Origin of the sequence: Spiroplasma endosymbiont of Colias croceus, from assembly GCF_964020095.1 — a bacterium.
Taxonomy (GTDB): Bacteria; Bacillota_I; Bacilli_A; order Mycoplasmatales; family VBWQ01; genus Spiroplasma_E.
Genome location: NZ_OZ026536.1, coordinates 182,781 through 199,775, shown reverse-complemented (window position 1 = coordinate 199,775; position 16,995 = coordinate 182,781). Strand labels below are relative to the sequence as shown.

Here is a 16,995-nt window from a genome sequence, read left to right as displayed (position 1 = left end):
AGTCATTTAATTATATTTACTAGAATTAATTAAACATAGTTATTTTTGTAAGTTACACAGATTACTAAACATTACCGCAAATTTTTTTCTTCTATTTCGATATTTTTCACTAATAATTTTAAATTTTTTAAGAATCGCAAAAACATGTTCAATAACAACTCTCATTTTTGAAATAGCCTTATTATTTTTCTTTTCTTCTTTAGTTAAAGGGTTTTTCTTTGATTTTCGTTTAGCTAATAAGACATTTTTATGTATGTTTTGTATACCTTGATATCCTAAATCTACTAAAATAGTTGTTTCTGATAAAAATTTCGTTTTTGAATTTTTTAAAATTTTAAAATCATGATTTTTACCATAAGAAAAATAAGAACTTATAATTTTTTTACTATCTTTTTCAATTATGACTTGAGTTTTTATTGTATGTTTTTTCTTTTTTCCTGAATAATATTCTTTTTGACTTTTTTTGGGCGTTGAATAGTACTTTCAGTCACATCAATGATAACTGTTTTATCTTTAAAATTATTATTTAACAGTGATTTTTGCCCATCAAGTTGTTGAAAATCAGGATGTTTTATTAAAGTATTTTCTATTCACTTGCTATTCCTATAGCAACTACTTTCACTAATTCCATAACTTTTAGCAATATGAAAATAAGTTCGATACTCTCTTCAATATTTTAAAGTCATTAATAAACGATTTTCTAATGATAATTTATTAGGTGTACCACCATTTTTAAACTTTTTTACTTCTTCTGTCTTTAAAATTTCTAGAATTTTATTAAAAATAATATCATTTATACCAGTTAATCTTAATAATTCTGGATTGTTAATAGTTTTTAATTTATCAAACATCATAGATTACCTATCTTTTTTATTTTTAATTTTATTTTAAAAATTAAATTTTTAATAGATAGGTTTTGCAAGAAGTCTAATAAAATTTAGTATTTAATTTAAAAAAGTTAGTTATTGAATTTTGGTATTTTTTTGTCATCAGTTATTCCTGAATTCCAGAAAAAGTCAATAAACACTCCATTAATGCACTAATATTTTTTATAAAACTAAGATAAGTAGGGTAAAATTATTGCAATTTTTCCAAAAATATTTATCAAAAAAATAAAAAACTTATATAGAGTATGAATATATTTTTCAAAAAAAACTGAAAATATAAATTATTTCTAAAAATAATAACAAATTTCCTTGCAATTTAAATATTATTTGTTATTATTCTTATAAGGATTTAGATAGCCTAGGTCCTTTAAAATTAAGGTAATATATCAAAACATTATTCAATTATAATATTTTTAAATATAAAAAATTTAAAATTAATCTAAAACCCCTAATTTAAACTCTATAACCCCAATAACCTTAAGTTTTATTTATAAATAACCCCCCCTTTTTTTTTATAAATGACATATTACCTTAGCAATAATTCTTGTGTAGACAAGAGCTGAAAAGCTCTTGTTTTTTATATATAAAAAAAATGAATTTAAAAATTAAAAATTGAATGTTATAATAAATATTAAGGATATTTATAAATATCCTTAATATTTAAATAATTAAGTTACAGAACTCTAATCACTATAAATATAATAATTCTCTTAAAATTAACCCTAAAACCTTATATTTATAATGTTTTCTACACAATTAAATCTGTAACTTAATTATTGTTCGATAGCAAGAAAAAAATCTTGTTTTTTTTATATGCTAATTTTTTAATTTTATATGAAGTTATACTTACTTATTGTTATAATAATTTTATGAAATTAGGTGAATAAATGAAAAAAGCATTAATTATTGATGGTAACAATTTATTATTTAAAGCATATTATGCTACTGCATACCAAGGAGTTAATCTACATTCGTTACAGGGTATTCCAACTAATGCCGTCTATGCTTTTATTAGAATGTTGACTAAGTACTTAAAATCTAACAACTATGCTAGTGTTTTTGTTGCATTTGATGCTGGTCGTAAAACATTTCGTCATGAAACTTTAGTAACATATAAAGGAAAAAGAAGTGAAACTCCGGTTGAGTTAATTGAACAATTTAATTTAGTTAAAATTTTTTTAGACTTAGCACAAATTCCTTGGGGACAAATAAATAATTATGAAGCTGATGATATTATTGGCAGCATTGTTAAAAATAAAATTGCTAGTAATTATCAAATTGATATTATGAGTAGTGATAAAGATTTATTACAACTATTAGATAACAATATTAAAATTCTTAATCCACAAAAAGGGATGAGTGATTTAAAGGTTATTACTATTTCTACATTTCAATCAGAATATGAATTATTACCTTATCAAGTTACCGATTTAAAGGGATTAATGGGTGATAGTTCTGATAATTTACCTGGCATTAAAGGAATTGGTCAAAAAACTGCTATTAGTTTATTAAAAGAATATGACACATTAGAAAACATTATTGAAAATGTAGAACAATTAAAACCAAATGTTAGTAAACTAATTAAACTTAACTTTAATAATGGTATTATTTGTAAACAACTAGCACAACTTAATTTAAATACACCAATTACTGGTAATTTAGAAACGTTTAATTATAATGTTGAAAATTTAAATAATGAAAAGTTACAAGACTTTTACAAACAATATAATATGAACTCTTTATTAACACAAGACACTAATCCTAAAACTAATAAAAATAGTACATCTCACGTTCAAATTATAAATAAGTGAAGTCAAGAATGAAATTGTGATTCAAATTACTTATGATTAGAAATTTTTGGTGATAATTATAATCGCGATAATATTATTGCTTTTGGTATTAAAAATGAAAAAGGAACATTTTATATTAATAAAATTAATGCAATTAATTGTTCTAATTTTCAACATTTCTTACAAAATAAAAAACTACAAAAAATAACTTGAGATTTAAAAAAGGTTATTATCGCAGGACTACGTTTAAAATTAATAATAAATAATATTATTTTTGACCATATGTTAGCTGCTTACCTTCTTTATGCTAATGAAAAAATATTACCAGAAAACATTGCTGTTATGCTCAATGTCAATGTTAAAGATAATTTAAGCGCTGATGATTTCTATGGCAAAGGTATTAAAAAAAATATTCCCAATGATGAAAAAGAAATAGCTATTTTTTTAGAAAAAAAATTAAATTTTTTAACAGATTCTCATCTCATTCTTATAAAAAAATTAAAAGATACTAATAACTGAAATTTATATCAAGAGATTGAACTACCTGCTGCTTTTGTATTAGTAAATATGGAGTGTAATGGTGTTAACATTGATCAAAAAAAATTAAAACTACTAACTAATAAAACTTTACTAAAAATCCAAGATTTAGAATTACAAATTAAAAAAGAAAGTAATAGTAATTTAAATCCAAATTCACCAAAACAAATTAGTGAATACTTATTTAAAGAATTAAAATTACCTAATTATAAAAAAGGTAGTACTGCTTTTGAAGTTTTAATTAGTTTAAAAAATCAACATCCAATCATCGATATTCTTTTAGAATATCGTAAATTACAAAAATTATATTCCACTTACTTACTTGGTTTACAAAAATATATTTTTGATGATGGTAAAATTCATAGCATTTATAATCAAGTACAAACCAGTACTGGCAGGTTATCTTCATTAGATCCTAATATGCAAAATATTAGTATTCGCGATAAAGAACAAAGAGAAGTTCGCAAAATTTTTATTCCAAGCAAACCACATACTAAAATACTATCCTGTGATTATTCGCAAATTGAATTAAGAATATTAGCTCATATTAGTGAAGATGAAAATTTAATTAAAGCTTTTCAACAAAAGTATGATATTCATCGCGAAACTGCAAGTAAAATATTAAATATACCTTTAGCAGAAGTTACTAACGAACAAAGACAAAATGCAAAAGCTATTAATTTTGGCATTGTTTATGGCATTTCTAGTTTTGGTTTATCACAACAAATAGGAATTAAAGTTGAAGATGCTAAAATATTTATTAATAAATATTTTTCGGTTTTTCCAAAAATTAAAAGTTATATTAATAATATAATTGATTTTTGTGAAAAAAATGGATACGTTCAAACAATTTTTAATCGTAGAAGAGAAGTAATGGAAATTACAAATAAAAATAAGGTGATTCAAAATTTTGGTAAACGAATAGCAATGAACATGCCAATTCAAGGTAGTGCTGCTGATATTTTAAAATTAGCAATGAATAAAATTTATGAAGAAATAAAAAAACAAAATATTGATGCAATATTAATTGCACAAATTCATGATGAATTAATTTTTGAAGTTGAAGATAATAAAGTTAATGATGTTATTACTAAAATTACTAAAATTATGTCTAATGTTACTAAATTAAAAGTTCCCTTATTAATTAATACTAGTATTGGTGATAACTGATTTGAATTAAAATAAATTTTTAAAAATTTATTAATATTTAAAATAAATTAGTTTATTATATTTTATTGGAAGGAAAATAAAAATGCCAGAATTACCCGAAGTTGAAACTGTTCGCAAAACTTTACAACCACTTTTAACTAATCATAAAATTATTGGTGTTAGAATTCTTTTAAATAAAATTATCAAAACACCAAGTATTGAACAATTCACAAAACAAATTATTGGACAAACAATAAATGATGTTCAAAGAGTTGGTAAATTATTAATATTTATATTAGATGATTATGTATTATTAAGTCATTTACGAATGGAAGGAAAATATTATTTTCAACAAAATAATCAATCAATAAATTGAAAAAATGTCTTATTAATATTAGAATTAGACAATAAATACGAATTAAGATATCATGACACAAGACAGTTTGGAACCTTTCATTTGCAAACTAAAAATGAATATCAAAACATAAAACCTTATATTAATATTGGTCCAGAACCTTTTAATAAAAATGTTACTGCTGAATATTTAAAAAATAAATGAAAAAATAAAAGTCAAAGTATTAAAGCAACATTATTAGAACAAAATGTTATGAGTGGTTTAGGAAATATTTATGCAGATGAAGTATTATTTTATGCTAGTATTCATCCACAAAGTATTACTAAAAATTTAACACTTAAACAATTACAAGAAATCATTAATAAAGCAAGATTTGTGCTTGATAAATCAATAAAACTTGGTGGATCAACAATTAGTAGTTATACTTCAAGCCTTGGTGTAACAGGTTACTATCAACAAGAATTACAAGTTCATACTAGAGCAAAAATGCCTTGTTTTAAATGCCATACTATTATCAAAAAAATAAAAATAAACCTTCGCGGAACTTACTTTTGTAATCACTGTCAAATTAAATATTAACTGTGGAAAACTCAAAAGTATATATTAATAAAGAATATTTTTAATAAAAAAAAGTGGAATAAATGTGGATAAGTATGTGTTTTAATCATTTCACTTTATTTATATTCTTTATGTGCATATAATTATCATACCATGAAAGAAATGGATAGTAAAAAGAAAGTTAGGGAATGAATATGAACAAAACAATAAATGATATTGATATTTTTAAGTTGAACCAATCAGAATATATTAGTAACGAAGATTACCAAATTTTATTTATGTTATATCAACCAATAATTGGTATTGAAGCAATAAATTTATATTTAACTTTAGTTCAAGAAAAGTTATTAACAAAACGTATTAATCTTGATTTCAATCATGGACGAATTAAATCTTTATTAAAAATAACTTCCACTCAATTACTTGTTGCTTTCCAACAACTTGAATCTGTTAACCTTATTAATACTTACTACTATTCTTTAAAATCTACTTACATTTATCAATTGTGTTCTCCCTTATCTGCTGATGATTTTTTTGCTAATACCCATTTAAACTCAGAACTACTTAAACAATTAGGAACTTTAAATTACGAAAGACAAAAATTTTATTTTTTGAAAAATGATATTGAAATTACAGAAAATTATGTTAATATTACTCAACAGGAAAATACTATCCCTCAATCTTTAAAATTAAAAACAGCACTTAATAATATTTATGCTAAACAAGAACAAACATCAATTTCTAGACCAATTTATTCATTTCAAAATAAAAACCAAATTAACACTATGAAAGTTAATTTAAATTCTAATGGTAATACAATTATATCTAAAGATAATTCTGATGTTATTAATACCACATTAAATTTAATGCAACAAAAATTACCTGAAGAATATTTAAAAAATTTAACTGGTAAAATACCAACTGATAAATTAAAAACAACACTAGAAATATTAACTAATAACTTTCAATTAAATAATGCTGTAATTAACTGCTTAATTGAATACGTTTGATTTAAAAATAATAAACGTTTAGAACCAAACTATATTATTAAAATTGCTGAAACATTTCAAGAAAATCAAATTAATAGTATTGATGACGCTTTATCTCATTTAAAACTTGCTTATGCTCGTAGCAAAAAAAATCCACAGCAACAATTTCAACAAGAATCATTATGATCTACTACAGAACAATCAACAACAAATAATTTCAATAAAAAATTAATTAAAAAATATAAGGTTGATAATATTAATAAAAAAGATATAACATTAACTCAAGAAGAAATAAATAATATTTTAAAGGAATTTGATGCTCATTAATTTAATTATTAAAAAACAATATTATTAAGTAAGGAAATGATTATCATGAAACTTAAAGCGACAACTATCTTAAAAGAAAACATTAACAATGCTGAACTTCATGACTTTATTAAAAAAAGCAACTTAACTAACAGCAAACTAGAATCATATGTTGATTTATTAAAAACTTATATTGATAGCTACAATTTATGTAAAAAACGAGAGAATCTTAGCAAATGTCTACAAAATGTTAAAGGATATCGTTATAAACTAGTAATGTTACCTAATCAAAAAATAAGTTTAGTACTAACGGATTGTCTTCATTCTATTAATAGATCTGTCCAACAACAAGTACATAATAATTTTTTAATTAAATACTATGATGATAAACTTTTATCACTTTCATGAAGTAAAAATTTTAATGCCTCAACTAATGCAAGAAAAGAAATCATCCAGTATTTACATCAATCTTTAAAACACAAAAGTTATCAAGGTTTATACTTATATGGTGACACAGGTAGTGGCAAAACTTTTATTTTTATCTTATTTGCAAATAAATTAATTCAAAAAAATCAAACTGTTTGTTTTATTGTATGACCTGAATTTGTTATGGACATTAAAAAAAGTTTTAAAAATGATACTGATACTAATCAGCAAATTGAACAATTAAAATCATGTGACTTATTATTTATTGATGATTTAGGCGGTGAAACTGTTAGCGCTTGAGAGCGTGATGAATTATTATTTAGTATTCTTAATGCACGAATTTTACCATTAAAAACTACATTTATTAATTCTAACTATAGTATTAGTGAACTATATCAACATTATTATTTAAAAAATAGTAAATCAGAAGAAATTAAAGTTAAACGTTTATTAGAACGTATTCAAACTTTAACTATACCAATTGAATTAACTATTGAAGAATCACAAACTACCATTGAAAATAATAATAATATTGACAATATTAATAATGAAATAGAATATATACCAATATAAATTTCATAAAAAAATAAAATAATGAAAACTATAATTAAAATAAAGGAAATAATTTACTAATAAAATAAATGTTTTATAAATAAATCCATATTTTATGACAAATATTAACAATATTTGTTTATAATATACCTAGTCATTAATCAATATAAAAAACAAACACATAAAAGGAGTGACTTAATAATGGCAATTAAAATTGCAATTAATGGATTTGGGCGCATTGGCCGCCTTGCCTTTCGTCAATTATTTGACAAAAAAGAAATTGATATTGTTGCTATCAATGATTTAGGAAATGTAGAAGCTCTAGCATATCTATTACAATATGATTCAGCACATAGAACTTGAAAACATGCAAAAATCAAAGCAGACAAATCAAAAAATACTATTAATGTTGATGGTAAAATAATTAAAGTTTGTCAAGAAAAAGACCCAAAAGCATTACCATGAAAAGCCAATGATGTTGATATCGTAATTGAAGCAACTGGACGTTTTACAACAAAAGAATTAGCACAAGCACATATTGATGCTGGAGCTAAAAAAGTTGTGATTTCAGCACCCGCTAAAGGAGACTTAAAAACTATTGTTTATAATGTTAACCATGATATTCTAAAAAATACTGATAATATTATTTCTGGTGCTTCATGTACTACTAATTGTCTTGCTCCTGTTGTTCATGCTCTAGAATCAGAATTTGGAATTATTAAGGGATGAATGACAACAGTTCATGCTGCAACTAATGACCAACGTTTACTAGACTTAGAACATTCAGATTTTAGAAGAGGACGTAGTGCTATGTCTAATATTGTTCCTGCAGCTACAGGTGCTGCTGCAGCTATTGGTTTAGTTATCCCTTCTGTTAAAGGAAAACTAGATGGTTCAGCAATGCGTGTTCCAATTATTACTGGTTCAATTGTTGATTTAACAATTGAATTAAAGAAAAATGTTACTGTTGAACAAGTTAATGCAGCAATGAAAAAACATAGTAGCGAATCATTTGCTTATAATGAAGATCCAATTGTTTCAACTGATATTATTGGTTCAAGTTTTGGTTCAATTTTTGATGCAACATTAACAAAAGTTATTGAAGTTGAAGGCAAACAAATTGTTAAAGTTTTTGCTTGATATGATAATGAAATGTCATATGTATCGCAATTAGTAAGAACAGTAATACACTTAGCAAAGCTAAAATAATTTTTAAATAGTTTAATTAAAATATTAAACTACAAAAATGCATCTTACCAATTACAAGATGCATTTTTATTAATAGCTTTAAAAATATATTAAAATTATAATATGAAAAAAGGAGATGAAAATTATATGAATAAAAAAACATTAAAGGATCTTGATTTTAAAAATAAAAAAGTTATTGTTCGTTTTGACTTCAATGTACCATTAGAAAATGGTAAAATTACCGATGATACAAGAATAAAAGCAAGCATCGAAACTATTAAGTATTTACAAAATCAAGATGCAAAAATAATCATGTTATCACATCTTGGAAGAATTAAATCTGAGGCTGATAAAGCGAAGAATACTTTAGCACCTGTTGCAAAAAGACTAACTGAAATCTTAAAAGAAAATGTAATATTCATTAATGAAACTCGTGGTACAAATCTTGAAACAGCTATTAATAATCGTAAAAACAAAGAATTACTTTTAATAGAAAATACTCGTTTTGAAGATTTAAATGGTAATAAAGAATCTACTAATAATCCCGAATTAGGTAAATATTGAGCACATTTAGGTGATGTATTTGTTAATGATGCTTTTGGTACTGCACACCGTGCTCATGCATCTAACGTTGGTATTGCTACTAATATCAAAAATAGTTGTGTTGGTTTATTAATCGAAAAAGAATTAACAATGCTTAATAAAATCACTGTTAATCCAGAACATCCTTTCATAGCAGTACTTGGTGGTGCTAAAGTATCAGATAAAATTGATGTTATCAAACAATTATTAACAAAAGCTGATAAAGTTCTTGTTGGTGGTGGTATGGCTTATACTTTTATGAAAGCATTGAATTATAAAATTGGTGATTCATTATTAGAAAAAGATAAAATTGATATTGCTAAAGAAATTATTGAATTAGGAAAAGAAAAATTAATACTACCTATTGACTTTGTAATTGCTCCGGAATTTAAGGATATCAAAGGTAAAATTACTAATAATGAAAACATTGATGATGGATATGAAGGAATGGATATTGGTCCAAAAACAATTAAATTATTTGAAAATAGTTTAATTAATGCTAAAACTGTTTTTTGAAATGGACCATTAGGAGTTTTTGAAATGAGTAACTTTGTTAATGGAACAAAAAATATTTGTAAAACTATTTCACAATTAAAAGGTGCATTTACACTAATTGGTGGTGGTGATAGTGCAGCAGCAGCAGTTAAATTTGGATATGAAAATAAATTTAGCCATATTTCAACTGGTGGAGGTGCTTCATTAGAATATCTAGAAGGTAAGGATTTACCTGGTATTAATGCTATAGAAAATAAATAGTGAAAATATATGATTACTCAAGATCAAACAACAAGTGTTTTTATTCTTATTAGTTTATTTTTAATTACGATGGTTTTAATATTTCAATTATTCCAATTTATTTTTTGATTAATTATTATTTTAAAAACTAAAAAAAATGATACTAAATTAAAACCTAGCTATCAACAAGCATTATCCAATGAAAATATTAATTGTCAAATAGTTAAAAGTAAATTTACTTTTAAATATCTTAACTATAATTTTAAAAAAAATATTTTAAAATTAAAAAGTCGTGATTTTAATGAAACTACTACTTGAAATAAATATCAAACTTTAAGTAGTGTACTTGTTATTAAGTGAAAAAATAATTCTCAAAAATGAAGTAATTTAGCTCTACCAATTATTAATTTATTTTTTATAAATAGTGTTATTATTACTATTATTTGTGCTTTATTATATTACATTCCAGTTCAAAATAATAATATTAACAAGGAAATCTTAGCAATTTTTAGTTTCCTTAGCTTACTTATTATTACTATGAGTTGATTATTTTGAACAATGTTTTATGAAAAATTTCGTAAACAATTAATGACATTAAATACAGAATTAAATTATAGTGAACAAAAAACTATTAAATATATTACCCTATTTAAATCTTGTTTTCCATTTTCTGATTTAATGTTTTAATTAAAATAATTTTATTTTAATTAAGTATCAAATTTACACTTGTGGTAAAAATTGATACTTTTTTTATTATTTTTAATTAAATTTAAACTTAATATTTATTAATAAATGATTATTAAATAAATTTCTATTATCTAAAATACAAACCAAAAATAAACCTAGTAATTATAGCGATAAAACTATAATATACATTTAAATTTCATTTACAAAAGTATAGTAATCTTGCTTTAAATTATATACCATGTTTATTATTATAAAAGCATTATAAAAGCAAATATCCTAAGAAAAATAAAAAAATGTTAAAATAAATACATAATTTTAGATATATTTTTATTAATTATTATTTTGAAAGGGGTGTTAAAATGAAATATTTTAATCCAAGTTTTTTATTTAAATTATGAATATTAATTATTCCATTATTTCATAATGAAAAACAAAAAGTACAATCTATGCCAATAAAATCATTAACTAACCCAACAACCTTACAAGAATCATTAACCAATTTACAAGAACTACCAATTAATTTAAAACAAGCCGAAATTTTTAATCATAAACATCGTCATAAAAAACATAAAAAAAGAAATATTAATAGTAACTTAAAAAATTCAACATTTTTTAATGGTACATGTACAAATGAAGAAACTACTTTCGTAAAATTAATTAGGGAGATTGTCAAAAATCCGGAATAAATTAATTCATATAGTCTTATTATTATGTTAGACAAGAAATAATTTGGATTTTTATGAAATTGTATTTAAATAATATAATTTTTTTAAATTAAATGCAACTAAAATACTTATAATTAAGTTTATTAAGTGTTAAACTTATGAAATAATGTTAAGGAGAATTTAAAAATGAAAATTAAAACACTGAAAAAATTACAGTTAATAACTGTATTACTATTTATTTTAAGCATTTTAACTTTAATTATAGGATTAATATTAATAGATTTTAGTCACTTTAATCTTTTTTATTTTGATAAAAATTTAAATTGTATTAATGGATTTAAAATGTTAAAACATTTTCAATTAAGTGTTATCATAGAGCATTCTGCAAAATATTTTTATAATCTTGGAACTCATCATATTAAAGAAAATTATTATGAATGAACTGAATTACGAAGTGGAATTTTTTTGGTTTTAATTTTAGTTCCAATTTTATTTTTTATAACTATGTTATTTACTTTTTTCATTATTGGTTTAAAAATAAAAATAAAAAATAATAATTTTTGAGATGCTATTCAAAATTGCGAAATAATCAATAATTACTATATTCATTAAATTATGTTTCTAAATTTATTTTGTTACATTTAAAAATAACCATTTTAATGTAAATACTAATATTATATGTTCTATTACCAAGCATTTCTTTTAAAACATGTCAAATATTAGTTTCAGTAAAGCAACCTATATTTCACTTTGCACCTTGATTTTCAATACCTTGTTTATTATTTTTAAAATACTGTTTTTTTAATTTTTTATGATTATCTAATTCTTTATATAAATAGTTAATTAATTCATCATATTGACCATTATTAATTAAATTTTTATAATGATTATATTCTTCTAAATATTTTTCTTTATTTCCAGCCATTATTCCAAGATATAATGTTCTAATTAAATGGCATTTATCTAAAACAAACTGTGCACCTAAATAATCAGCAACTTCTTTAATTCATCCTGCACTATCACCGCAAATAATAATTTTTGCTTGTTCAATATTTTCATAAAATTTTTGACAATGTTCTTTAACAAATTCAGCAGTTTTTTTAACTCCAATTTTTGTTTTTGTTGCTCTAATAATCGCTTTTACTCTTTTATTTTGTACTTTGTGATTAATATTATCTGTATATGTTACTATTAATCGCATAGAGTGTTTTATACCTTTACGTTTAAAATTTCAAAATTTTCGATGTCCATCATCAATTGCTACAAAAATAGGTTGATTTTTTTCTAATTTTACTTTTTCTGGATTTGCTTCAATTACTTCTAAATTTTTAAAAATTCTATGAACAGTACTAACACTAATACCTGCTTTTTTACAAATAGCACAAATATCATGATATCTTTTTCCATCAGCAAAATATTCAATAATAGTTTGTTCAACATCTTCACCAATTCTTTTATATTTATGTAATTTTAGTCATTCATCAACTAAACAAACACGAACTCATTTTTGTAATTCTTCATTAAAATATTCATAAATTCTTCTTTTATAAGTTACCATTCCATATAATGTTTTTCTTGTTCGATATTGATAATCAACAATTTTATATTTCTTTTTATCTCTTGTTTTAAATATTCTTCAATCTCATTTTTCTAATTTATTTGTTATATGTTCTAAAACTAGTTTATCAATTTTGGCATATTGTTCTCTAAAATTTCATTTATAATTAAAATCCATATTATTCTCCTAACTATTTTTTAAAAATCTAAATTTATTGTAAATATTTTTAAAATATTAATTTACTTGTTTATTATATAAATATATAAGTGTAATTTAAAATTAAATAAAAATTATTTAAAAAACAACTTTCATATTTAACATATAATAAACAATTTCAATATAATTAATAGTATAGGTCTCATAAAATAAACGCCTTGTATTTAGCCATTATTTTGAATTTAAAAGCATACTTGTAAAAATTATCAAAAATAGTACAATTTAGAAGTAAAATTAAGGAAAAAAGAAGAATTTAAATGAGTACAAGGTGTAAAACAAGAAAAAAAGTAAAAAAAATAAAAAAACAAAATAAATTTAAAAATCAAAATTGTGATTTGTTAATAAATAAAGTAAATAAATATAAAGAAGAAAATACTAATCTTATTTTTTTGTCAAAAAATGTTGTGTCCACAAGAATGAAGTAATGTTATAGAAATTAAAGAACTTGGAAAATTTTTTTCTGCTTTGAGCATGCAGATGATTTTGAAGAAAAAGAATTACCAAAAATTTTAGATAATTTACCTGATGAAAAACTTGAAAAAATTATTAAAGCAAATCAAGAATAATTTTTAAATCCATATAAAAATGTAATTAGAGGTAAAAATAATGCTAGTGTAAAAAAAAGCATCTTCACATTTGCTATATAATAAACAAGTTGAATATCATTAATAGTATAGGTATCACAAAATAAACGCCTTGTATTTAGCCGTTATTTTTCATTTAAAAGCATACTTGTAAAAATAATCAAAAATAGTACAATTTATAAGTAAAATCAAGGAAAAAAGGAGTAATTTAAGATGAAAACATGAATAAAAACAAATTTTCAAAAAATAGCATTATCATTTGCTGTAATAACTGGTGTTACCGGTTTAATCTTAGGAATAGTTTCGTATAATAAAACTAATCAATTAACATATTTTTTTGATTACGACCATGAAGCGCACTGGGGGGGCAATAATTTGAGCAAGACCAGTAAGTAATAAACATAAAATTACTCTTTACTGAGCATCAAATAAATTAACTGATGACGCAGTAAAATGAGATGGTATTTATCCAGATGGATATGTTGATAATTAAATCTCTAGATTTATATAAGAAATATTTTCATTATATTTATCAAATAAATTAATATTTTTTAAATTTATTTCTTGTTTATCTGTTACTAAAATTAAATCATAATTACCAGCACCAAATACTCCGCTAACTTCAATCCGATTTAAATTGTTAATCGGATTTTCAATTTGTAATTCAAAATAATTATTATTATCAATTTGTGAAATTTCTTTATAAAATTCTAATTTAGAAAATAATTGATATTTATTTGAACCATATAAATTTAAAAAACTTTCTAATTTATTTTTATCAATTACTAATCGTGTAAAATATTTACCATATTCACCATTACCTAGTGTTCAATCTGCCGGAATTAATGATGGTATATTATTGCTTTCTAATTCATTACTTATGGATAGTCAGTTAAATTGATTATCATCTAATTTCAATAACTCATTTTGACTAATGTCATTGTTTTTTATTTTAATATTATTGATATCTGTAAAATCAAAATATGCAGATTTTAATACTACTTTTATATCTTTAAATTCTCAGACCTTATCGGGTGTAGAATGTATAGGATTTGATTTTAATTCAAAATAATAAGGTAATAATAATTTATAGTCATCGTTTAAACCATTATTAATAGACATAGTTGAATAAATATTTTTGATAGCATTATAACTACTTGTTTTAATATTTTAACTTGTGGTAAATTTGTATATTTAGGATAATCTAATTCTCATTGTTTAAATAAATTAGTAATAACTTCATTTGGTTTTTGTCTCTCAAACTTAGCACGCATTTTATCTAAATCATTCATTTCTTTTAAAACATTACTTAATGATGCACCATCAAAGTTTCGATTATAAGTATATGTATAAGTTAGCATATCTAATAATACTTTTTGTAAACTATCAATTGGTGGTTTATCATTTATTTCAATTTCAATATCATTAAAGTTCTGTGATAATTCAATAGCAATATATTTACTAGGATATGGTGGGGTTGGTTCTCTATGACTATATAATAGACTTCTTGCAAAACTATGATATTAATCACATTTTTTAAGTTTAAAAATTTATTTTAATAACACTTTTAATATTTTTTAAAAATTATTGTTCAAAATATGTTTTATTTTTTGTCATTAAAATACAACAAAAATTATTATTTCAAATAAAAAAATAAAATATTAAATTATCAAATATATTTAAATTAATAATTGTAAATTATAAATTGAAGCTATTAAATTAAATCTTAATGCAAATTTTTTTCTTCTATTTCGATATTTTTCACTAATAATTTTAAATTTTTTAAGAATCGCAAAAACATGTTCAATAACAACTCTCATTTTTGAAATAGCCTTATTATTTTTCTTTTCTTCTTTAGTTAAAGGGTTTTTCTTTGATTTTCGTTTAGGTAATAAGACATTTTTATGTATGTTTTGTATACCTTGATATCCTAAATCTACTAAAATAGTTGTTTCTGATAAAAATTTCGTTTTTGAATTTTTTAAAATTTTAAAATCATGATTTTTACCATAAGAAAAATAAGAACTTATAATTTTTTTACTATCTTTTTCAATTATGACTTGAGTTTTTATTGTATGTTTTTTCTTTTTTCCTGAATAATATTGTTTTTGACTTTTTTTGGGCGTTGAATAGGACATATTCCGTAATTAAATTTAATTAATTGTCAATAAAATTGTTTTAAAACTATTTAGTGTTATTGAATATAGAAATAAATATTTTTTGAAAAAATAGTTTAAAAAATGAGTTTACATTTTAAACAAAAAATTGTTAATAATATTTTTATATTAACTCGATAAAAATTTAAATTTTAAAAAAATATTAAAAATATTTTTTTATTTTAATGGTTTTATTTTATTAAAAATTTCACAAAGTAAGTTAAATCTTAAGTACATAAGTCTAAATTTAGATTTTCTACATTTATTTACTAAAATTTTGAATCTTTTCAATCAAGCAAAGACATGTTCAACTTTAATTCTAATTTTAGATACAATCTTATTGTATTTTCTTTCTTGTTTAGTTAATTTTTTATTTTTAGTTCTTTTAATTGGTATTATTGTATTTTTATAAATATTTTGTATACCTTGATATCCTAAATCACCAATAATTATTGTTTTTTCTGAAAATTCAAGATTTGAATTTTTTAATATTTGAAAATCATGCACTTTACCATTATCAGCAAAAATATCAACAATTTTTTTATTAAAAAAATCATATACAATTTGAAATTTTATAGAATACATTCAACTTTTACCAGAAAAATATTCTAACTGTAGTTTTTTTTAGTTGGTCTTTCAATTTCAATCTCAGTTGAATCAATTAAATAAAATTGAAATTCATTTGAATTTTCTTGTTTTTTATCAATTTTTAATTTATATCTTTCTTTTAAAAATTGGTAATCTTTGTGGTTACTAAGTTTATTTTCTACTCAAGTAATATTTCGAAAACAACTTGATGGGCTCATTTTAGATTTAATACTCATTTGAAAAAAAGTATAATATTCTTTTCAGTATAATAAAGTCATCATTAATCTTTCTTCTACTGAAAGTTTATTTTTTCGACCTTTATTTTTTTCTAATTTTTCTATTTCAATTAATTTTTCTAACATTTCATTAAAATGAAAACGTTTTATACCAAAATATCTATAAAATTCTTCATTTTTTTAATTTTTTTAAATTTTCAAAAATCATTTTTATCAACACTTTTCTAAATTTATTGTTAATAACAAAATTA

Annotated in this window: 16 protein-coding genes; 9 read left to right on the top strand and 7 right to left on the bottom strand. The window is 21.9% G+C overall.

Annotated features, from left to right (window positions below; genetic code table 4):
* Window positions 1-39: 39 nt before the first annotated feature.
* Window positions 40-854 (bottom strand): IS5 family transposase gene (locus AACL24_RS01185; protein WP_339048149.1). Its coding sequence is split into 2 segments (ribosomal slippage): window positions 40-458 and window positions 458-854, totalling 816 coding nucleotides; the frame shifts between segments, so codons are not numbered across the junction.
* Between the two features lie 920 nt (window positions 855-1,774).
* Between AACL24_RS01185 and polA the strand changes: the two genes are divergently transcribed.
* The 8 genes from polA to AACL24_RS01145 all read left to right on the top strand — a co-directional run bounded on the left by polA (window position 1,775) and on the right by AACL24_RS01145 (window position 11,427).
* Complete coding sequence (gene polA, locus AACL24_RS01180; RefSeq protein ID WP_339048147.1) at window positions 1,775-4,399, top strand: DNA polymerase I; 2,625 nt, start codon at window positions 1,775-1,777, stop codon at window positions 4,397-4,399.
* A 67-nt stretch (window positions 4,400-4,466) separates the two neighbouring features.
* Entirely contained in the window at window positions 4,467-5,297 is an 831-nt protein-coding gene (mutM, locus tag AACL24_RS01175; RefSeq protein WP_339048145.1) for a DNA-formamidopyrimidine glycosylase, read from the top strand.
* 167 nt (window positions 5,298-5,464) lie between these two features.
* On the top strand, window positions 5,465-6,592 hold the full coding sequence (locus AACL24_RS01170; RefSeq protein ID WP_339048143.1) for a DnaD domain protein: 1,128 nt from the start codon (window positions 5,465-5,467) through the stop codon (window positions 6,590-6,592).
* A 255-nt stretch (window positions 6,593-6,847) separates the two neighbouring features.
* Entirely contained in the window at window positions 6,848-7,570 is a 723-nt protein-coding gene (locus AACL24_RS01165) for an ATP-binding protein (RefSeq protein ID WP_339048141.1), read from the top strand.
* Window positions 7,571-7,750: 180 nt separating this feature from the next.
* Window positions 7,751-8,758, top strand: coding sequence for a type I glyceraldehyde-3-phosphate dehydrogenase (gap, locus tag AACL24_RS01160; protein ID WP_339048139.1), 1,008 nt, complete (start codon window positions 7,751-7,753; stop codon window positions 8,756-8,758).
* Between the two features lie 126 nt (window positions 8,759-8,884).
* Window positions 8,885-10,075, top strand: coding sequence for a phosphoglycerate kinase (locus tag AACL24_RS01155; protein WP_339048137.1), 1,191 nt, complete (start codon window positions 8,885-8,887; stop codon window positions 10,073-10,075).
* 9 nt (window positions 10,076-10,084) lie between these two features.
* Window positions 10,085-10,741: a hypothetical protein gene (locus AACL24_RS01150; protein ID WP_339048135.1), complete on the top strand. Its 657-nt coding sequence runs from the start codon at window positions 10,085-10,087 to the stop codon at window positions 10,739-10,741.
* Window positions 10,742-11,100: 359 nt separating this feature from the next.
* Window positions 11,101-11,427: a hypothetical protein gene (locus tag AACL24_RS01145; RefSeq protein ID WP_339048133.1), complete on the top strand. Its 327-nt coding sequence runs from the start codon at window positions 11,101-11,103 to the stop codon at window positions 11,425-11,427.
* A 592-nt stretch (window positions 11,428-12,019) separates the two neighbouring features.
* Here AACL24_RS01145 and AACL24_RS01140 read toward each other — a convergent pair.
* On the bottom strand, window positions 12,020-13,141 hold the full coding sequence (locus AACL24_RS01140) for an Mbov_0401 family ICE element transposase-like protein (RefSeq protein WP_339048131.1): 1,122 nt from the start codon (window positions 13,139-13,141) through the stop codon (window positions 12,020-12,022).
* An 836-nt stretch (window positions 13,142-13,977) separates the two neighbouring features.
* On the opposite strand from AACL24_RS01140, the gene AACL24_RS01135 reads away from it, so the two are divergent.
* Window positions 13,978-14,160 (top strand): hypothetical protein, encoded by a 183-nt coding sequence (locus AACL24_RS01135; RefSeq protein ID WP_338987598.1) that lies wholly within the window; start codon window positions 13,978-13,980, stop codon window positions 14,158-14,160.
* Window positions 14,161-14,253: 93 nt separating this feature from the next.
* Here AACL24_RS01135 and AACL24_RS01130 read toward each other — a convergent pair whose 3' ends face one another.
* The 5 genes from AACL24_RS01130 to AACL24_RS01110 form a co-directional block, all read right to left on the bottom strand.
* A complete protein-coding gene (locus AACL24_RS01130) occupies window positions 14,254-14,886 on the bottom strand; it encodes a hypothetical protein (protein ID WP_339048129.1) in 633 nt (210 codons plus the stop codon).
* Window positions 14,865-15,125, bottom strand: a complete 261-nt coding sequence (locus AACL24_RS01125) for a hypothetical protein (RefSeq protein ID WP_339048127.1) — start codon at window positions 15,123-15,125, stop codon at window positions 14,865-14,867. The genes AACL24_RS01130 and AACL24_RS01125 overlap by 22 nt, the downstream gene beginning before the upstream one ends.
* Window positions 15,126-15,443: 318 nt before the next feature.
* Window positions 15,444-15,902: a transposase family protein gene (locus AACL24_RS01120; protein WP_339048125.1), complete on the bottom strand. Its 459-nt coding sequence runs from the start codon at window positions 15,900-15,902 to the stop codon at window positions 15,444-15,446.
* Between the two features lie 195 nt (window positions 15,903-16,097).
* The gene (locus tag AACL24_RS01115; RefSeq protein WP_339045908.1) at window positions 16,098-16,505 is read right to left on the bottom strand and encodes a transposase family protein; all 408 of its coding nucleotides are present in this window, start codon (window positions 16,503-16,505) and stop codon (window positions 16,098-16,100) included.
* Between the two features lie 23 nt (window positions 16,506-16,528).
* Window positions 16,529-16,870 (bottom strand): transposase family protein, encoded by a 342-nt coding sequence (locus AACL24_RS01110; protein ID WP_339046214.1) that lies wholly within the window; start codon window positions 16,868-16,870, stop codon window positions 16,529-16,531.
* Window positions 16,871-16,995 lie beyond the last annotated feature (125 nt).